We start from the raw sequence: 18429 nt of genomic DNA, 5'->3' as shown, positions 1-18429 counted from the left end.
CAAGGCCCTGCTCGCCCCGGTCGGCGAAGCCGCCGTGGAAGCCGTGCGGGCCGATCCGCGGGCGGCCTTCCCCGACCTCGTCGGGGAGGCCCTGGGATCCGCCTTCCCCCGCACGCTCGAAGAGTCCTTCGACGGCATGACCTGGGCCAGCCGGGCCGAGTGCCGCTTCGGGGACCTCGCCGACATGGGCGGCTACCTGCGGATCACGGCCGGCCTCAGGATCGAGGCTTCCGGCGGCCTTCGCCGGATCCGGCCGCGGCGGCTTTCCGTCCTCGAGGGCTCGCTCGGTCTTCTGGCCGGCCGCCTCCCGCTGGCGGCCGTTCCCCTATATATAGAAGGAGCAATGACGGACGGCCAGAGGGCCGCCTTCTCCCGGGAGAACGGGATCGAGATCCCGGCCAAGCCCGGGCTGCCCTTGGGGGCCGCCCTCGCCGCGGCCCCCGGCGGCGTACTGCCCGACGACCCGGGCCCGCTCGCGGCCAAGGCCCTGAACATCGGCGTCTTCCGGCCCGGCGACCTCTCCCCCGCCCGGCTCCGGCTGGCGCTCGGGCTCGAAGCGTCGGCCGATCCCGTTCCCGACGGCGTCTATCTCGTCCGCGACGACCTCGGCCTCGGCGGGCTCTTCGTGCAGGGCGATCTCGACGAGATGATCCTGGCCATCCGGGACGACGCCCAGGTCGTCGTCTTCCGGGCCGGCGGCGCGGAATGGCGCCTCGAGTGGAGCCCGGCCCGCGTCCGGACGGAATTCGCGTGGCCGGACGGGACGGCGGTTTACGACCTCGTGCCGCGTCCTATCGTCCTCGTCAACGGCGCGATCGCGGCGCTCGGCGGCGGGGCGGTCGGGGCGGACGGCCGGGTCGAGATGCGCTATGACGGCGCGACGCCCGCCGTGCTCGACGGCGTCGATCTGACCATCGTTTCGGCGGACCGGGTGACCATCGCCTCCCACCTGATCCTGCAGGGCGTCCGCTGGCAGGACGGCATTCCCTATTCCAAGGACACTGACGCCCAGCTGGTGATCTTCGCGGCGGGCCGGGACATCGTCAGCGGAGAAGCGGCCGCGGGCGGCATCGCCGTCGCCGGCGGCGCTCCCGGCCAGCTTAAAGTCCAGGCTTCGCTGACCGCGGCCGCGGGCGGCTTCCGGATCGAGGGCGAAGGCCGGACGGTCGAGCTCCTCGGGGGCCTCCAGACCGGCGCTTACGCCGGCAACGGAAACCGCCTCGTCCTCTATCGTGACGACAGGGCGGCCGAGGGCAGGCTGCCCGAGAATTCCCCGCGGACGTCCGAGCCCCAGCTCGCGTTCTACGCCTTGAGGGTCCTGGCCTGGCAGGAGTACTGAATGGTCCGGCGCCGCGGGGGGTTCACGCTGGTCGAGGCGATGCTGGCCCTGGCCCTCGCCGGCCTCTTCGCCGCGGGCGGCACGGTCGCGATCGGCCGCATAGCCCGGGGGTTCCACCTGCGGTCGGCAGTCTGGGAAGTGACCGCGGGGCTCAACCAGGCCCGCTTCCAGGCCATTCTGTCCGGCTCGCGCGTCCGCCTCCGCTTCGCCTCCCCGGGCCTCGTCTTTGAGCGCTATGACGAGACGGCGGGGTCCTGGCGGCCCGTTCGGACGGTCGTCCTGGCCGGCGTTGTCGTCCGGGCCAACAACGCGCCGGTCTTCCATCCGCAGGGGACGGTTTCCGACCTGGCCTCGATCACGGTGGCCAACGCGCGGGGGAGCTACAGGATCACGGTGGCGATCACGGGGAGGATCAGGACGGTCAGGACCGGCCGATGCCGGCGGGCTCGCCCTTCGGCGGGACGGGGAGGCGCCGAGCGTCGTGGAGGTTCTTCATCAGGCCCAGGACCGTCACCATGCTCGTGTGCTGGAACTCGACGCCCATCTCGAAGACGCTCCCGGACATCTCCCGGCGCCATTTGACGACGCCCTCGACGCGGAGCGTCTCGCCCGTCCGGACGAGCTCGATCTGGAGACGGAGCAGGGTCCCGGCGTCGAAGGATTCCATGGCGTGGATCCGGGCCCCTCCGATCGAGAGGTCGTAGGTGAAGCCATCGATCGCGGGATGCCCGTTCGGGTCCCGCAGCTCGGTCAGGTCCCAGATGCGGGTCTTGTTCCATTGCTTGAAGCGGCGGTCCTTGCGCTTCTGGATGTCGAAGCCCTGGGGCTGCGGATGTTTGGAGGGCGTCATCAGAAGGCGGCCTTGTCCAGCGTCCCGGGCGCCGGACTTTCGGCCCCCTTGTGGTCGGTTTCGTGATAGAGGTTCCGCATGATGGCCTGGAGCGTGGCCTCGACGCACTCCCGGAATTCCACGCCGCACTCGTGCACTTTCAGCTCCTCGTTCCAGCGGGACCAGCGGACCTCGCCGTCGAGGCCGACGAACTCCTGCGAGCGGACGAGCTCGAGATGGATGCGCAGGACGGCGCCGACGGGGAAGCTCTCGTCGGACTGGATCCGCGCCCCGCCCAGCGACAGGTCCCAGGCGTAGGCATCGACGGGGCAGGCGGGCAGGATCCCCTGGCCGCCGGTCGCGGACTTGATGATGGCCTTGTTCCATTGCTGGAAGCGGCGGTGCTTGCGTCTTTCCATCATGAGCGGCACTCCAGCCCGGTCTGGGGCATTCGTGACACCGGCATTTTGACCCGGGGCCGTGGAAGGGGGCAATCACCCCTGGGGGTGAATCCGGCGATGAATTCCCGCCGCCTGGGGGAGCGTCCGCGGCCGGCCCCGGTCAGTTCCGCTCCCGGCCGGACCGGCGGAGGCGGCGCAGTCGCCAGAGGTCCTTGAGCATTCCCCAGGAGCCGCCGAGGATCCTCACCCTGCTCGGCCGGGCATCGCGCCAGACGATCGGGATCTCGACGACCCGGTAGCCCAGATCGCGGCAGAGAGCCAGGATCTCGACGTCAAAGCCGAACCCGGACGTCCGGAGCCGGGCGAAGACATCCCGGGCCGCGGCCCGGCGGAAGGCCTTGAAGCCGCACTGGGTGTCGCGGTAGCCCTCGAGGACAAAGAGCCGGACCAGGAGATTGAAGGCCTTGCCCAGCCATTCGCGCGGCCGGCGCTGGCGGATGCGGATCTCGGAATCCGGATGCGCCCGCGAGCCGATGACGGCGTCGGCCCCGCCCTCGAGGGCGGCCAGGGCCTCGTCGAGCTCGTCGATGGGGGTCGACAGGTCGTCGTCGCAGAACAGGATGATCTCGCCGGACGCCGCGAGCACGCCCTCGCGGACCGTGGCCCCCTTGCCCAGGTTCCGGTCCTGTCGGAGGACCCGCGACGAGGCGCGCCCGGCCAGCGCGGCCCGGGCCGCGGCCGCGGTCCGGTCGGGGCTGCCGTCGTCGACGACGATGATCTCCGAGGCGAAAGGCCTGGCGTCGAGGCAGGCGCCGACCGCGGCGAGCGTGCCGGCGATCCGCGCCTCGGCCTTGTAGGCCGGGATGACGACGGAGAGGCGGAGGCGGGGCGTTTCCTGTTCGGTCATCGGGCGATCCGGCGGCATTATAACCCGGATCCGCCGCCGGAGCCCAGGCCGGCGCGGGACGGTATCGCAAAAGGGGGATTTGTTTTACAATGTCCCTTCGCGCCATCATCTCCGCCTGTCAGGAGGTCGCTTCGTGAAGACACGAACATGCCGCTGGATCGTCATCCTCGTCCTGGCCCTGGCTTTCGGGCCCGCGCTCGCGGCCCAGGAGCGCTACAAGCTGCCGCCGAAGGAGGTCGTCGACATCGTCGACGCGCCGCCGACGCCGCTGGTCACCATGAGCCCGGCCGGCGATGTCATGGCCCTGGTCGAGCGCGAGTCCATGCCGTCCATCGCCTATTTGGCCGAGCCGATCCTGCGGATCGCCGGGATGCGCATCACCCCGGGCTTCAACAGCCGCCAGGTCCTGAGCTTCTCGACCGGCCTCTCGCTCAAGGACATGAAGACGGGCGCGCTGCGGCGGGTGGCCCTGCCCGACGGCGTCAAGTTCACATATCCCTCCTGGTCGCCCGACGGCCGGACCATGGCCCTGCTTCGCTATGTCCAGGGCGGGGTCGAGCTGTGGAAGGTCGACGTCGCGACCGCGACGGCCAAGGCCCTGACGCCGGCCGCGGTCAACGCCGTCCTGTCCGCGGTCGAATGGGCGCCCGACAGCCGCCGTCTCTTCGTCACCCTCGTCCCCGAAGGCCGCGGCCCAGCCCCCGTCGCGCCACGCGTCCCCGTCGGCCCGGAGGTCCAGGTTTCAGGCGGCCAGCTGGCCAAAGCCGCCACCTACCAGGATCTCCTCAAGAGCGCCTTCGACGAGACCCTCTTCGACTATTACGCCACTTCACAGCTGACCGCCGTCAACATGGCGACAGGCGAGCTCCGCAAGGTCGGCCGCCCCGGGATCTTCGCTTCCGCATCGGTCTCGCCCGACATGGCCTATCTCCTGGTCGAGCGGATCAAGCGGCCGTACTCCTACGCCGTGCCCGCCTACGGCTTCGCCCGGGCCGTCGAGGTCTGGGACATGGACGGCGGGCTGGTCAAGCTCGTCGCCGACCTGCCGACCGACGAGGGCGTGCCGCTCAACGGCGTGGCCAAGGGCCCCCGCAACGTCGACTGGATGACCCTCAAGCCCTCGACCCTCATCTGGACGGAGGCGCTGGACGAGGGCGACCCCAAGAAGGACGCGGCTTACCGCGACCGCTACCTGACGCTCGACGCCCCCTTCACGGCCGACGCGCGGGAGGTCCTCAAGCTCAAGGAACGGGCCGCCGGACTGCAATATCTGGCGAAGCCGGGTCAGGTCCTGGCTTCCCAGACCGAATGGAAGAGGAGCTGGCGGACGACCTTTCTCGTCGACCTGGCCGATCCCGCCGCCGAGCCGGTCAAGATCTGGGACCTGGATATGAACGACAGCTACCGCGACCCGGGATACCCCGTGACCGACCGGCTCCAGACCGGCGAGCGGATCGTTCTCCAGGACAAGGACTGGATCTATCTCTCGGGCGCGGGTTCCTCGCCCCAGGGCGACCATCCCTTCCTCGACCGGATGAACCTCAAGACGAAGAAGGTCGAGCGGCTCTGGCAGTGCCAGGACCCGGCCTACGAGATTTTCGTGGACTTCGCCGGCGCCTCGCGGACGAAGCTCATCACCAGCCGCGAGACCAAGGCCGATCCCCCGAACTATTACCTCTACGACCTCAAGACCCGGAAGCGGACGGCCCTGACCGATTTCAAGGACCCGGCGCCGCAGCTGACGGGTCTCCGCAAGGAGCGCATCACCTACAAGCGGGCCGACGGCCTCCAGCTCAGCGGCACGCTCTACCTGCCGCCCGGCTATAAGGAGGGCACGCGCCTGCCGGCCGTCATCTGGGCTTATCCCCTGGAATACGACACGGCGGCCACGGCCGGCCAGGTCCGGGGCTCGGTCAACCGCTTCACTTTCTTCCGCGGCACCTCGCAGCTGTTCTTCGTCACCCAGGGCTACGCCGTCCTCGACGACGCCGAGATGCCCGTCGTCGGCACGCCCGAGACGGTCAACGACACCTTTGTCCAGCAGATCGTCTCCAACGCCGAGGCGGCCATCCGCAAGCTCGACGAGATGGGCGTCGGCGACCCCAGGCGGGTCGGGGTCGGCGGGCACAGCTACGGGGCCTTCATGACGGCCAACCTGCTGGCCCACTGCGACCTCTTCGCCGCCGGCATCGCCCGGAGCGGGGCCTACAACCGCACCCTGACGCCGTTCGGCTTCCAGAGCGAGCGGCGGACCCTCTGGGAGGCGCCCGACACCTACATCAGGATGTCGCCGTTCATGTTCGCCGACAAGATCAAGACGCCGCTGCTGATGATCCACGGCATGGCCGACAACAATTCCGGCACCTTCCCGATCCAGTCGGAGCGCCTGTTCGCCGCCCTGAAGGGGTCCGGCGCGACGGCGCGCTTCGTCTACCTGCCGTACGAAAGCCACGGCTACTCGGCGCGCGAATCGGTCCTCGACGTGCTGGCCGAGATGTTCGAATGGTTCGATAAATACGTGAAGAACAGAAAATGAACACCCGATATCCACAGACTCTGTGCATATCCCTGTGGAAAAACTCCGGGCCCGCGAAGATAACGTCTTGTCAGACGCGGACTTTTGAAAGATTGCACATCGAATGGGCAGCGCGACGCGCCGCCGGAAGGAGCAGACGATGAGAGCGCAGCGGCGTCTTCTCGGGGCGGTCGCGATCCTGGCGATCCTGGCCGCGGCGGCCTGCGGCCCGCCGCCTTCGGCGCCGGCCGCCGCCCCCCTGCGCATCCTGATCACGAACGACGACGGCATCGAGGCCCCGGGGATCCGGGCCCTGGCCCTGGCCCTCAGGCCCCTGGGCCGGGTTACAGTCGCCGCGCCGTCGGGGAACCGGAGCGGGGCGAGCCACGGGGTCACATCGGACAAGCCCATCGCGGTCATGGAAAGCGCCGCCGAAGACGTCCGCTGGCTGTCCATCGACGCCATGCCGGCGACCTGCGTGCGGCTGGCCGTCGAGCGCCTCCTGGCCGCCCCCCCGGACGTCGTCCTCTCGGGCATCAACTCGGGGGAGAACCTGGGGACGGTCACCTTCTATTCGGCCACGGTCGGCGCCGCCCGGGAGGCGGCCCTGCTCGGCCTGCCGGCCCTGGCCGTCAACCTGGCGGCGGCGGACGGCGCTGACTATGGGACCGCCGCGGCGGTCACGGCCGGGCTCGTCCGGGCCCTCCTTCCGGGAGGGATCGCCAGGGGGACGTTCCTCAACGTCAACATCCCCGCCCTGCCCCGCGAGCGGCTGCTGGGGATCCGGATCACCCGCCAAGATACCCGCGCCCCGATCGATCTTTACGACAAGGCGGCCGGGCCCGACGGCCTGCCGGTCTTCCTGCCCCGGTGGGAGCACCTCGAGCCGGCCGCCGCCGACACGGACATCTGGGCCGTGCGCAACGGCTATGTCTCGGTCTCGGTGTTCGGCATCGACCAGTCGGCGGCCGCGCCGCCCGCCGCCCTCCTGCCCCTCAAGCGCCTCGAGTCCCTCCCCCTTCGCTAAAAAAGAAGCGGCGGATATCCGGGCCGGGCACATCCTGCGGCTCGAAGCTCATCGGATGAGCAGCCAGCGGACGAAGGCAAAGAGGTAGATCGCCAGCAGCAGCACGACGGCGACGTTGACCGCGGCGTCGATCCGCTTCATAAGGGGGAACGCCTGCCTGGTCCGCCGGGTGTTGATCTTGGGCAGGACGAAGATCAGGCTTATGACCAGGAGAAGCAGCAGCCACTTGCGCATCGGCCGGGATTATCCCCGAAACCAGGGCCGTTGGCAATTCCCTCCTTCCGAGGCCGCCGCGCCGCGCTTGAAGAGGCGGCGGAGGCATGTTATCCTGACGGCAGCCCGAGGAACCGGGAATAGCGAGGAGGCGCCATGGCCGATCATGCCGATCCCTCTCCCATCATCACCATCGAACGCCACATCCTCGATGAGCAGGCCTTCCATCCCGGGGCGACCGGCGTCCTGACCAACATCCTCTACGACCTGGCCCTGGCCGGCAAGGTCATCGCCAGCAAGACGACCCGGGCCGGGCTGGCCGAGATCCTCGGCCGCACGGACGACATCAACGTCCAGGGCGAGACGGTCATGAAGCTCGACCGCTTCGCCGACCTCACGGTCGCCCGCCTGACCGACCACACGGGCCGGCTGGCCGGGCTGGCTTCCGAGGAGAACGCCGAGTTCCTGCCCATCCCCGCCCAGTACCCCATGGGCAAGTACCTCCTGGTCTTCGACCCCCTCGACGGCTCCTCTAACGTCGACTTCAACATGCCCGTGGGCACCATCTTCGGCATCTACAGGAGGACGCGCGACTCCGGCCCGGTCTCGGAGGCCGAGTTCTTCCAGCCCGGCCGCAGCCTGGTCGCCGCGGGCTACATCGCCTACGGCACGAGCACGATGTTCGTCTACACGGCCGGGCACGGCGTGCACGGCTTCACCCTCGACCCGTCGGTCGGCGAGTTCCTCCTGTGCCATCCGAACATCACCATCCCCAGGGCCAAATACTTCAGCGTCAACCTCGGCTACCAGAAGTACTGGAGCCGCGGCGTCCAGCGCTTCACGGAATATCTGCAGGGCCGCGAAGGCGGCGTGCAGGGGCTGTCGCTCCGCTACATCGGCACCCTCGTTTCGGATTTCCACCGCAACCTTCTCGCCGGCGGCGTCTTCTACTACCCGGCCGACACGAAGGACCCCAAGGCCCCTTCCGGCAAGCTCCGGCTGCTCTACGAGGCCGCGCCGCTCGCCTTCGTCGCCGAGCAGGCCGGCGGCTACGCCTCGGACGGGCGCGGGCCCATCCTGGACATCACGCCAGCCTCGCTCCATCAGCGGACGCCTCTCTTCATCGGCAACAGGGACCTCGTCCTCAAGGTCGAGGAGTTCGTCCGCGACCTGGACGGCTGACGCCCGCCCTTTCCCCTTCTTCCGAAATGTGGTATTCCTTCTGGTCCCAGGAGGCTTCCGGATGTCACCCACCAGACGCTCGTTCATCAAGACCGGCACGATCTCGCTGGCCGCCGCCGGCCTCGCCCCTCTCGCCGCGTCCGCGAAACCGGCGGCACGGGAAGGCGCGGGTCAGGAGATCGAGAACCTCGTCAGGGGTATCGAGCCGCTCCGGCCCGAGGACTACGCCGCGCGGATCGAAAAAGCCAGGCGGCTGCTGGCCGAGCGCGGCCTCGACGCCATCTTCATCGGCGGCGGCACCAACCTCGTCTACTTCACCAGGGTCCGCTGGTGGCTGAGCGAGCGCGTCTTCGGCCTGGTCCTCGGCCGCAAGGCCGACCCGGTCTGGGTCTGTCCCGCCTTCGAGGCGCCCCGGGCCCAGGAGCTCGTCCCGGCCGGCCAGGAGATCCGGACCTGGGCGGAGCACGAGAACCCCTACGCGACGGTCGGCGGCGTGCTCAAGGATATCGGCGCGGCGACCGGCACGCTCGGCACGGCCCCCGATCTCCGCGCCTTCGAGGTCCACGGCCTGGCCCGGACCCTGACCGCGGCCCGTGTCGTCGACGGCTCGGCCGTCACCGAAGGCTGCCGGGGAGTCAAGACGGACAAGGAGATCGCCTACATGGATTTGGCCAACCGCGTCACCAAGCTGGCCTTCCGCGAGGGCTTCAAGACCCTACGGGCCGGCATGACGACGCGCGATCTGGCCGGGGCCATCGCGGCGGCGACGCAGAAGATGGGCTCGCAGGGCGGCGGCGGGCCGCAGTTCGGCCCGAACACGGCCTTTCCGCACGGCTCGCAGGCGCCCCGGAACCTGACGGCCGGCGACTGCGTCCTCGTCGACGGAGGCTGCTCGGTCGAGGGCTTCAGCTCCGACGTCACCCGCACGGTCGTCTTCGGCAAGCCCTCGGACAAGCAGCGCCGCGTCTGGGGCATCGTCCGCAGGGCCCAGCAGGCCGCGCTGGCGGCGGCCCGGCCCGGCGCGACCTGCGAGTCGGTCGACGCCGCGGCCCGCAAGGTCATCGAGGAGGCCGGGTACGGGCCCGGCTATAGGTATTTCGCCCACCGGCTCGGCCACGGCATCGGCATGGAGGGCCACGAATACCCCTATCTCGTCAAGGGCAACAGCCTCCGGCTGGAGCCGGGCATGACCTTCAGCAACGAGCCCGGCATCTACATATACGGCGAGTTCGGCATCCGGACCGAGGACTGCATGGTGATCACGGAGAACGGGGCCCGCCATCTCGGCGGCATGGAAGCGGTATCGATCGAGGAGCCGTTCGGCGCCGGCTAAGGCCGGATCAGCCGGCCGCCAGGATCTTGCGGATCTTCTCGGCGTAGGCCTCGCTGGCCGAGTCCGGCGTCTGGATGACTATGCCCCCCGGCGACGCGGCCCCCAGCTCGAGCGTCGCCGCCCAGGCGATCTGCTCCTGGGCGAAGATGGGCGTCTTCATGATGGCATCGTTCGAGCCCAGCTCCTTGAGGATGGCCAGACCGACGGCGTCGACGGCGATCCGGTCGGTGCCGGCCAGAAAGACGCCGGCGTCCTTGCGCGGCCCGGTCATCGGCCCCTTGTCGACGAAAGCCACGAGGCCGTCCACGACGATCAGGGCCGGCTTGTAGACCGTGTTGATCTCGGCGATCATCCGCCGCTGGTCGGGCGAGCCGTGGAGCTGCTTCATGAAGCTGTGGCCCTTGCGCGGCACGATGCCGACGGAGTTCTTGAGGGACATCGAGAAGACCCCGCCGAACTGGTGGGTCTTCAGGCAGCAGGTGGAGACGACGCAGGGCGTCTCGACGACCGGCCGGGCGACGAGGAAGCCGTTCTTCCAGTGCGAGGCCGGGGGATCGTACCGGCTGTAGCCCCGTTCGCCCAGCTCGTCGAAGTTCAGGAGCTTGGCGTCGAAGGAGCCGGCCAGGGCCGGCAGGCCCTTCTTCGCGAAGACCTGCTCCGTCGCCTCCGGCCCGCTGCGGTCGCCGATCGCGAGCTTCGCCGCCCCCCGCTCGCGGGCGCTCTGGAGGATGGCCTTGAGCGTGTCGGCGTGGGTCGATCCCGGCGTCTCGTCGGAGGTGTTGAGGTTCGGCTTGACCAGGACGCTCTTCCCGCCGAAGGGATCGAAGTCCAGGAGGTCGAGGCACTTCTTGACCCCGTCGGCCCGCGAGTCGGTCTTGACCAGGATGACGCGGGACTTGCCGGACGCGTCCACGAGCTGGACCTGTTGGGCGCTCGCCGCCCCCCGGGCCCGCGAGGCGAAGGCGATCCCGCCGGCCAGCCCGGCCCCGGCGGCGAAGAATTCCCTGCGGGTCATTCCCTTTGTGCTCGTCATGGCCGTCCTCCTTTGGCGAACGTCCGGCCTTTTCAATTTACCATATCTCCGGGCCCGCCGCGCGCGACGGAAGCGGGCGGCCGGCTCCCGGGCCGGCCTCAGGGTTTCGGCCCGCGGCAGTCGCGGACGCAGATGCCGCAGATGAACTGGGTCGTGTAGCCCTTCTTGCGGAATTCCTTGAGCGTCTCGTAGCAGGCCCGGTGGTCGAAGGCGTCAGGCGCGTCCTTGATGGCCCCGCAGGGACAGGCCTTGACGCAGGCCCGGCAGGCGCCGCAGCCGCGGTCGAGCGGGACGCCGGGCTCGAGCGGCATGTCGGTCAGCAGCGTGACCAGCCGGAACTGCGCGCCGAACTCCGGGTTGACGAGGAGGTTGTTGCGGCCGAACCAGCCCAGGCCGGCCAGCCGCCCGACGTGCTTGTGGGAGACGTGGGCCCGCTGCCCCTCCCAATCGATGATCTGGGATGCGGCGACGGGCAGGGCCCGGTATCCCCTCTTCTGGATCTCTCCGGCGACGAGGAGCGCGCCCCGGTCGAGGAAATTGTTGACCTGCCGGTAATGGTGGAAGTAGAGCGAGGTCGGGCGGTCGGGGATGTCGTCGAGAACGGCGCCGCTCAGGCGCTTGCCCAGCGCGACGGCCAGGTCGAACCGGTCGCGCGTCTTCGGCTCGAGCAGGAAATCGCCCCGGATCGCCGTGACGTCCGCCGCGCCGAAGAGGTCGAAGCCGAGACCGGCGGCAAAGGCCTTCAGGTCCTGATGATCCATGGCTTTCTCCCCCTCGTCCGGGGGCGGAGCCATTCTATCGGCGCATCGCCCGGCCTGTCAACGGCAAGCTCTTCACTTCGCCCCGGCGGCCTGGAGCAGCTTCACGATGTCGGACCGGCCCGCCTTCCTCGCGATCCTCAGGGCCGTGCGCTTATGGGCGCCCTTGGCGTTGACGTCGACGCCCTTGGCGAGAAGGCGCTTGACCGTGTCCGCCGAAGCGTTCTTGGCGGCGAACATGAGGGTGGTCCATCCGTTGTTCATCCTGGCCTGGGGATCCGCGCCGGCATCGATGAGCGCCCCGGCGATCTCGTCTAACCCCTCGAAGGACAAGGCCAGCAGGAGCGGCGACCATCCATTGTCCGGCAATCTCGCGTTGACGTCCGCTCCCTTCTCGATCAAGGTCCGGATGATCTCGGAATCGTGGCCCATGCTGATAGCCATCATGAGGGCGTTCCACCCCGTCGTGGCCTTGAGCCCGGCGTCGGCGCCCCGGTCGAGAAGCATCCGGGCCACGTCTTCATGTTTTTCATACAGGGCGCCGATCAGGGGCGTCCATCCCGTTTTTGCCTGGACGTTCAGGGCGGCCCCCTTGTCGATCAGCAACCGGGTCATCTCGGCCGATCCATGGCGGGCCGCGAAAGTCAGGGCCGTTTCGCCGTCATTGGTCCGGGCGTTGATATCCGCGCCTCGCTCGATGAGACCCGAAACGATGTCGCCGAACCCGTAGATCGCGGCGTACATCAGGGGCGAATGGCCGGCCAAGGTCCGCGGATCGGGCCGGGCCCCGGCCTGGATGAGCATCCCGGCGATCTCCCCGTCTCCGCCGCCAAGGGCCCGGTGCAGAGGCGTACGGCCTCCGGACATGTCGGCCTTGTTGACGTCCGCGCCTTTGGCCAGCAGAAGACCGACGACGTCCCTCTTTCCGGTCCAGGCCGCGGCGCCGAGTGCGGTCATTCCGGGCACGGCGGCATCGGCCGCGGCCCCGCCGTCAAGCGCCCGCCGGGCCGCTTCCACATCTCCCTTGGCCGCCGCCCGGAGGAGCTCGCCGTCGGGTCCCGTCGCGGCCTCGAGCGGATCCGGGATCTCGAGGGACTCGATGACCGCAAACACAGGCTTCTCACCCGGGTTCCTGAAGAACTTCAACCCGTAACCCGGCCTGGTATAGATCGATTGGAACACGAAGATCCGGTGGGTCTTCCTGAAATCGGGAGGGAGATAGAGATAGGCGTACTGGTCTTGGGTGAAAAGCACGTCGGGATCGTCTTTGTCCGCAATGGTCCCCTGGAAGCAGGCGGACCGGAGCTTCTTGGCGCCCACCTGAATATCTTCCTTGTCGATGAGCTCAAGAGGGGCCCCCGACCCCGAAGACATCTGGCTGATATATTCTTGGATGAAGTAGTCCACGGCCGCGGCTTCGGTCATCGGCCAGTTCCAAGGCTGGAGCGTTTTGCCCTCGACCATGATGAACACTTCCCGCTGCTGAGTGGTCGGGGCCAGCTGGCTCAGCAGCCCTCCTCCTTTGGACCTTAGAAAAGTGACCTGCTCCTCGTCCTTGCTCACCTCGACATGCCATCTGCCGCCGGGCGGCGGGCTGACCCGGAAGCTCCCCATGTCAATGACCTGCGGCTTGCCGGCGGGCTGCTCCTGCGCGGCGGGTCCGGCCGAGCGGACCGGAACCACGCTCATCAATATCGCGCCGCAGACCACGCCTCCCAGGCTCCATGCCTTTTTCATGGCCTCCCCCTTCGATCCCGGCCGGGGCCGTTGACGGGGCTCCGCCGACCAAGCCGGGATGCCGCGGCGAGGCTGCTCAGGCCCTCGCCGGCGATCCGTCCAAAGATATAGATAGGTCCCGGTTCGATGTTGTCAAGGAAGCCCCGGGCTTCCAGGGCCGATAGGCGCGCGTCTTCGGCTCGAGAAGGAAATCGGGCCCGGCGGAATCCTCGACAAAACGTTGACAGCTTCCCCGCGACGTAGGAATATACTGGCGCCGAAGGGAGGATCCCGACATGAGGAACGTTTCGGTCCCCGGCGTCGCAGCGGCGCTCATCATCGCCTTCGTCCTTTCCCCCGTCGGGCTCGCCGCCCAGGAGACGCGGGGCGCGACGGTCGTCGTCACCAAGCTCGATGGAAGCCGGCAGAGCGGCGAACTCATCGCCGTCAAGCCCGACTCCCTGCTCCTGCTGAGCCCGACGGGCGGGGACATCAGCGTCGGCCGCGGCGAGATCCAGAAGGTGAGGATCGTCCGGAAAAGCCCGACGGGATTCCTGATCCTTGTCGGGGCTCTGGCCGGGGCCGGGGCGCTGGGTTCGGGCGCCGGCGAGGGCAACGATTTCCAGGGGCTGAGCGCATGCCTCGGCGGCGTCCTGGGCGCGCTCGGCGCGACGGCCGGCGGCGTTATCATGAGCGGCGACAGGAAGCTCGTCCTGGCCGGGGAGGCGGACGACGACGTGGCCGCCCGCCTGGATATCTTGAGAAGCGTCTCGCGCGAGGCCCGGCTGGCGAGGACGGCCGGCCCGCGCCGGCGGCCCCGATTCCGGCTGGGCTTCGGTTCGACCATGTCCTTCCGGTCCGAGAGATGGGGATCGCGCCTGACGGACGTTCCCTGGATCTTCCGGGGCGACGTTCCGCCCGGGGAGGAAGGCCCCCATGTCTGCACTCTGATCCAAAGCCGGCAGATCGGGCTCGATTGGGCTTCCTGGGGCCCCGTCAGTTTGGCTTGCGATTGGGCGGAACATTGGTCCTCGGAGATCGAGTTTTTCTTCCTGGGCGAGGAGCGGCGGGGCTGGGGCTGGGCCGATGCGCGCTTCGTCTCGACGGCCGACGGCCTGACCTATCGGGCCTTTTTCGGGTACGACCAGGTGGCCCGGTTCAGCGCCGCGCTCGCCGGCTTGAGCTATCGTCCGATCGCGGCCGTCCGCGGCGGACGGTGGTCCGTCGAGATCGGCGCCGCGGCCGGGCCGGCCCGGATCTCGGCCGAATCCTCCTACATGACCGTCACGGCCGAGAAAAAGACCGTCCTGTCGTATAGGATCCACGCCGCGGCAGATCGCTTTTTCACCCGGAATCTCTTCCTGGGGGTCTTCTACAGCTATCGCCGCTGCCAAGCCACGTTCTCCGACGCCATCGGAACGGCGGAAGCGAGCTTCTGGGACGTCGACGACATTCAGAACGAGGGAGAACCCGTCGTCCGCCCGGTCCAGGTGACGATCCCCTCCCAGGCCTACTCCCTCAGCGGCCTGTCGTGCGGCCTGAGGATCGGATTCAGGATCTGAGGATCCGGCCCCGCGCCGCTCCTTGACCCTCCGGCCGGGCGGCGTTATCATTCGGCTCCCTGAACGGAGGCCCCCCCATGAAAACGATCAAGCGCCCGCGCCGCGGCGGCCGATCTCTCCTTGCCCTATTGGCCATCCTGGCCTGCGCCGCCGGACCCCTTCTGGCCGGAGCCCCGGCCCCCGCCGCCGGGACGGAGCAGGCGCGGCCGGCCGCCTCCTCCCTGTCCATCACGGTGTCCATGGAGCGGCCGTCAACGCACTATTACCACGTGGTCTTCCGGGCCGAGGGCCTCCGGGGCGAGACCCAGGAATTCAAGATGCCCGCCTGGACGCCCGGCTACTACCAGATCATGGATTACGCCAGGAACGTCAAGGACTTCCGGGCCGAGGACGGCGCCGGCCGCGCCCTCGCCTGGGAGAAGACGGCCAAGAACGCCTGGCGCGTCCGCGCCGGCCGGGCGGCCGCGATCGTCGTGAGCTACGACGTCTACGCCTTCAACCGCTTCGTGGCCGCGAGCTACCTCGCCGACGACGGCGGCTTCATCACCCCGGCGGGCGTCTTCATGCACGTGGCCGGCCGCCTGGCCGATCCCGTCACGGTCAACATCCTCCCGGCCGCGGGCTGGCCGGAGGTCTCGACGGGCCTCGAGCCCGTCCCCGGGCGTCCCCGGACGTTCACGGCGCCCGATTTCGACACGCTCTACGATTGCCCCATCATGATCGGCCGCCAGGAGATCCTGACCTTCGAGGCCGCGGGGCGCCCCCACACGGTCGCCGCCTATGACCTCGGCGCCTTCGACCGGGTCAAGTTCACGGGCGACCTGGCCAGGATCGTCGAGGCCGCCGCTGCGCTCATGGGCGACCTGCCCTACCGCCATTACACGTTCCTCGTCATCGGCCCCGGCGGCGGCGGGCTCGAGCACCTGAACTCCGCGGCCGTGACGCTGAATCCCGCCTCGCTCGCCGACGCCCGGGGTTACGCGCGCTGGCTGACCTTCATCGCCCACGAGTATTTCCACCTGTTCAACGTCAAGTCCATCCGGCCGATCGCCCTCGGCCCCTTCGACTACGACCGCGAGAACTACACCAACCTGCTCTGGTTCTCCGAGGGCGTCACGGTCTATTACGAGCACATCCTGCTCAACCGGGCGGGATTGATGGCCCGCGACGAGGTCCTCGACCGGCTCGGTTCGACGATCGCCGTCTACGAGAACGCCCCCGGCCGCCGCCACGAGTCGGCGCGCCTGTCGAGCTTCGACGCCTGGACGGGCTATTTCGGCCGGAGCGAGCACGCCGCCAACACGACCATCTCCTACTACGACATCGGCTGCGGACTGGGGCTCCTGCTCGACCTCGGGATCCGGGAGGCGTCGAAGGGCCGCTCGTCCCTCGACGACGTGATGCGCACGCTCTACCGGACGTACTACAAAGGCAAGAAGCGCGGCTTCACGGACGCGGAGCTGCGCCAGGCCTGCGAGCGCGCGGCCGGCGCGCCGCTCGGCGAGATCTTCGACGTCTACGCCGCGACCAGCGAAAAGTGGGACTACGCCAAGTATCTCGCCGGCACCGGCCTGACGATCGATCTCGAGCCGCGCCCGTCCGCCCGCCCCTGGTTCGGCGCCACGACCGAGGACCAGAACGGAGGCGCGGTCGTCTCGGCCGTCGAGGCCGATTCCCCCGCCTCGCTCGCCGGGCTGAGCGCCCAGGACGAGATCCTGGCGGTCGGCGGCGCGCGGGTGACGCCACGCTCGCTCCAGGACGTCCTCGGCGGCTTCAAGCCCGGCGCCAAGGTCCGCGTCCTCTATGCCCGGCGCGGCCGGGCAGCCGAGGCGGAGGTCGAACTGGGGCGGAAGGCCGAGCCGAGCTGGCGCATCAGGCCGCTCGCGGATCCGACCGCCGCCCAAAAGGCCCTGCTCGACGCCTGGCTGAAATAGCCGGCCTTTTCGAGCGCCGCCCGGGAAGCGGAGGCCGCCGCGCCCCGGAAAAGCGCCCGGCCGGCCGATCCCGCTTGAACGGACCCCGCCCGTGGGGTAAATTGGGGGGCATGAAGAACGCCCTGAAGCCGCTCGCCGCCGTCCAATCCCTCGCCCTCGCGACCGCCCTGCTGATCCTGCCGTCCCACGCGGCGCCGGCCGGCCCAGCGCCAACCCTTGCCGCGCCGGTTGCCCCTGGGGACGGCGGCGAGGACGGCGAGTGTTTCACGGTCCTGGTCGGCAAGAAGGCCAGCGCCGACGGCGCGGTCATGGTCGCCCACAACGAGGACGACCGCGGCGCCATCATCGTCAACGTGCGCAAGATCCGCGGCCGCGACGCCGGCTCGTCCCGCCGGGTCGATCTCGGCAAGGGCGCGTTCTACGAGACCGACAGCCGGACGAACGGCTTCCTCTGGATCGAAGCCACGACCCAGGAGTTCGCCGACAGCTTCGTCAACGAGCACGGCGTCGCCATCACCTCCGACGCCTGCCCGTCGCGCGCGACCGAGGAGGACTACACCGACGGCGGCATCGGCTGGATGCTCCGCCGGCTCCTGGCCGAGAAGGCGACCTCGGCCCGCGAGGCCGTCCGGCTGGCCGGCGAGCTGGTCGAACGGTACGGCTACCGCTCCTCCGGCCGGACCTACTCCATCGCCGACAAGGACGAGGCCTGGATGCTGGCCATCCTGAGGGGCCGCCGCTGGTACGCCCAGCGCGTCCCCGACGACGAGGTGGCCGTCATCCCGAATTACTACACGATCCGGCAGATCCGCCCCGGCGACGCCGACCATTTCCTGGGCAGCCCGGACATCGTCGAATACGCGGCGCGCAGCGGCTGGTACGAAGAGGCCAAGGACGGGCCGTTCGACTTCAAGAAGGCCTTCGACCGGCCGACGAGCCGGCAGCCGGTCGACGACGGCAACACCCTCCGCCACTGGCGGGGCCTGTGCCTCGTGACCGGGAGGCCGTGGAAGCTCGGCGGCGACTATCCCTTCTCCGTGAAGCCGGGGAAGAAGATGACCGCCGCGGCCCTGATGGCCATCCTGCGCGATCATTACGAGGGCACCGAATACGACGCCACGAACGGCTACCGGACCGGCACTCCGAACAAGACCAGGTTCCGGACGATCTGCACCGCCTCGACCATCGATTCGTTCATCGTCTCGCTCCGGCCGGACCGGCCGGAACCGCTCTCGATCGCGATCTGGCTGGCTTTCGGCAAGCCGGACACGACCCTCTACGTGCCCTTCTATTACGGCGTCGGGGCCCTGCCCCCGGGGGCCGGCGTGGGGACGAGCGAGCCCGACGACGCCCTCCTGGCCCGGCAGCATTTCGCCGACGCCCCCCTGCAGGCCGGCAAGGGCCGTCTCCTCAACACGGCGGTCCTCGAGCTCGAGAAGGCCGCCGAGGAGAACTACCGCTTCGTCCGCCTGACCATCGAGCGCCGGCTCTTCCCCGAGGAAAGGTCTCTCCTGGAGAACCGGCCGAAGTTCGAGAAGAAATTCGCCGCCCTCTACGCCAAGGACAAGGCCGGGGCCCAGAAGCTGCTCGACGACTACGCGGCCGCGGCCTTCCGCCGGGCCGCCGGCCTCACGGCCCGGCTGCTGGGCCGATAGCCGCGGCACGGCGGAACGGGGCCGG

Annotated in this window: 15 protein-coding genes (1 of these 15 cut by a window edge); 8 read left to right on the top strand and 7 right to left on the bottom strand. The window is 69.3% G+C overall.

The annotated features are described in order from the left end of the window. A protein-coding gene (locus ABFD52_01470) for a hypothetical protein (protein ID MEN6559432.1) crosses the window boundary here: on the top strand, positions 1 to 1339 show its 3' portion. 299 nt of this gene lie to the left of the window's left edge; only the last 1339 of its 1638 coding nucleotides appear in the window; its start codon lies beyond the left edge, outside the window; it ends in the stop codon at positions 1337 to 1339. 421 nt (positions 1340 to 1760) lie between these two features. Here the strand turns inward: ABFD52_01470 and ABFD52_01465 are convergent, their stop codons facing one another. The 3 genes from ABFD52_01465 to ABFD52_01455 all read right to left on the bottom strand — a co-directional run bounded on the left by ABFD52_01465 (position 1761) and on the right by ABFD52_01455 (position 3476). Next, complete coding sequence (locus tag ABFD52_01465; protein ID MEN6559431.1) at positions 1761 to 2189, bottom strand: PilZ domain-containing protein; 429 nt, start codon at positions 2187 to 2189, stop codon at positions 1761 to 1763. Continuing rightward, positions 2189 to 2590, bottom strand: a complete 402-nt coding sequence (locus ABFD52_01460) for a PilZ domain-containing protein (GenBank protein MEN6559430.1) — start codon at positions 2588 to 2590, stop codon at positions 2189 to 2191. Before ABFD52_01460 ends, ABFD52_01465 begins: the two co-directional genes overlap by 1 nt. A gap of 139 nt (positions 2591 to 2729) precedes the next feature. Further along, positions 2730 to 3476: a dolichyl-phosphate beta-glucosyltransferase gene (locus tag ABFD52_01455; GenBank protein ID MEN6559429.1), complete on the bottom strand. Its 747-nt coding sequence runs from the start codon at positions 3474 to 3476 to the stop codon at positions 2730 to 2732. A 133-nt stretch (positions 3477 to 3609) separates the two neighbouring features. Between ABFD52_01455 and ABFD52_01450 the strand changes: the two genes are divergently transcribed. Further along, on the top strand, positions 3610 to 6012 hold the full coding sequence (locus ABFD52_01450; GenBank protein MEN6559428.1) for a prolyl oligopeptidase family serine peptidase: 2403 nt from the start codon (positions 3610 to 3612) through the stop codon (positions 6010 to 6012). A 139-nt stretch (positions 6013 to 6151) separates the two neighbouring features. Further along, positions 6152 to 7018, top strand: coding sequence for a 5'/3'-nucleotidase SurE (gene surE, locus ABFD52_01445; protein ID MEN6559427.1), 867 nt, complete (start codon positions 6152 to 6154; stop codon positions 7016 to 7018). A gap of 48 nt (positions 7019 to 7066) precedes the next feature. On the opposite strand, the gene ABFD52_01440 is transcribed toward surE, so the two are convergent. Then, positions 7067 to 7252, bottom strand: coding sequence for a hypothetical protein (locus ABFD52_01440; GenBank protein ID MEN6559426.1), 186 nt, complete (start codon positions 7250 to 7252; stop codon positions 7067 to 7069). 135 nt (positions 7253 to 7387) lie between these two features. Between ABFD52_01440 and fbp the strand changes: the two genes are divergently transcribed. Then, positions 7388 to 8413 carry a class 1 fructose-bisphosphatase gene (gene fbp / locus ABFD52_01435; GenBank protein MEN6559425.1) on the top strand — a complete coding sequence of 342 codons (1026 nt, stop codon included), beginning with the start codon at positions 7388 to 7390 and terminating at the stop codon, positions 8411 to 8413. A 61-nt stretch (positions 8414 to 8474) separates the two neighbouring features. Further along, positions 8475 to 9746 (top strand): Xaa-Pro peptidase family protein, encoded by a 1272-nt coding sequence (locus ABFD52_01430; protein MEN6559424.1) that lies wholly within the window; start codon positions 8475 to 8477, stop codon positions 9744 to 9746. Positions 9747 to 9753: 7 nt separating this feature from the next. Here ABFD52_01430 and ABFD52_01425 read toward each other — a convergent pair whose 3' ends face one another. From ABFD52_01425 to ABFD52_01415, 3 genes are all read right to left on the bottom strand, one after another. Continuing rightward, positions 9754 to 10779 (bottom strand): DUF362 domain-containing protein, encoded by a 1026-nt coding sequence (locus ABFD52_01425; GenBank protein MEN6559423.1) that lies wholly within the window; start codon positions 10777 to 10779, stop codon positions 9754 to 9756. Between the two features lie 98 nt (positions 10780 to 10877). After that, complete coding sequence (locus ABFD52_01420) at positions 10878 to 11540, bottom strand: hypothetical protein (protein MEN6559422.1); 663 nt, start codon at positions 11538 to 11540, stop codon at positions 10878 to 10880. A gap of 72 nt (positions 11541 to 11612) precedes the next feature. Then, positions 11613 to 13274 carry an ankyrin repeat domain-containing protein gene (locus ABFD52_01415; protein ID MEN6559421.1) on the bottom strand — a complete coding sequence of 554 codons (1662 nt, stop codon included), beginning with the start codon at positions 13272 to 13274 and terminating at the stop codon, positions 11613 to 11615. 275 nt (positions 13275 to 13549) lie between these two features. On the opposite strand from ABFD52_01415, the gene ABFD52_01410 reads away from it, so the two are divergent. From ABFD52_01410 to ABFD52_01400, 3 genes are all read left to right on the top strand, one after another. Continuing rightward, positions 13550 to 14815, top strand: a complete 1266-nt coding sequence (locus tag ABFD52_01410) for a hypothetical protein (protein MEN6559420.1) — start codon at positions 13550 to 13552, stop codon at positions 14813 to 14815. A 77-nt stretch (positions 14816 to 14892) separates the two neighbouring features. Next, positions 14893 to 16749, top strand: coding sequence for a PDZ domain-containing protein (locus ABFD52_01405; protein ID MEN6559419.1), 1857 nt, complete (start codon positions 14893 to 14895; stop codon positions 16747 to 16749). A 110-nt stretch (positions 16750 to 16859) separates the two neighbouring features. Continuing rightward, positions 16860 to 18404 (top strand): C69 family dipeptidase, encoded by a 1545-nt coding sequence (locus tag ABFD52_01400; GenBank protein ID MEN6559418.1) that lies wholly within the window; start codon positions 16860 to 16862, stop codon positions 18402 to 18404. Positions 18405 to 18429 lie beyond the last annotated feature (25 nt).

The sequence above is a fragment of the Acidobacteriota bacterium genome, assembly GCA_039683095.1.
Classification (GTDB): Bacteria; Acidobacteriota; Aminicenantia; order Aminicenantales; family Saccharicenantaceae; genus RBG-16-66-30.
The sequence above is the reverse complement of the archived record's forward strand: the minus strand, read 5'-3'. Positions and strand labels throughout refer to the sequence as shown.

Excerpts from the sequence above, each read along its gene's own strand:
- ABFD52_01465 (MEN6559431.1), bottom strand. The coding sequence starts at position 2,189 with ATGACGCCCTCCAAACATCCGCAGCCCCAGGGCTTCGACATCCAGAAG.
- ABFD52_01460 (MEN6559430.1), bottom strand. The coding sequence starts at position 2,590 with ATGATGGAAAGACGCAAGCACCGCCGCTTCCAGCAATGGAACAAGGCC.
- ABFD52_01455 (MEN6559429.1), bottom strand. The coding sequence starts at position 3,476 with ATGACCGAACAGGAAACGCCCCGCCTCCGCCTCTCCGTCGTCATCCCG.
- surE (MEN6559427.1), top strand. The coding sequence starts at position 6,152 with ATGAGAGCGCAGCGGCGTCTTCTCGGGGCGGTCGCGATCCTGGCGATC.
- ABFD52_01440 (MEN6559426.1), bottom strand. The coding sequence starts at position 7,252 with ATGCGCAAGTGGCTGCTGCTTCTCCTGGTCATAAGCCTGATCTTCGTC.
- fbp (MEN6559425.1), top strand. The coding sequence starts at position 7,388 with ATGGCCGATCATGCCGATCCCTCTCCCATCATCACCATCGAACGCCAC.
- ABFD52_01430 (MEN6559424.1), top strand. The coding sequence starts at position 8,475 with ATGTCACCCACCAGACGCTCGTTCATCAAGACCGGCACGATCTCGCTG.
- ABFD52_01425 (MEN6559423.1), bottom strand. The coding sequence starts at position 10,779 with ATGACGAGCACAAAGGGAATGACCCGCAGGGAATTCTTCGCCGCCGGG.
- ABFD52_01420 (MEN6559422.1), bottom strand. The coding sequence starts at position 11,540 with ATGGATCATCAGGACCTGAAGGCCTTTGCCGCCGGTCTCGGCTTCGAC.
- ABFD52_01415 (MEN6559421.1), bottom strand. The coding sequence starts at position 13,274 with ATGAAAAAGGCATGGAGCCTGGGAGGCGTGGTCTGCGGCGCGATATTG.
- ABFD52_01410 (MEN6559420.1), top strand. The coding sequence starts at position 13,550 with ATGAGGAACGTTTCGGTCCCCGGCGTCGCAGCGGCGCTCATCATCGCC.
- ABFD52_01405 (MEN6559419.1), top strand. The coding sequence starts at position 14,893 with ATGAAAACGATCAAGCGCCCGCGCCGCGGCGGCCGATCTCTCCTTGCC.
- ABFD52_01400 (MEN6559418.1), top strand. The coding sequence starts at position 16,860 with ATGAAGAACGCCCTGAAGCCGCTCGCCGCCGTCCAATCCCTCGCCCTC.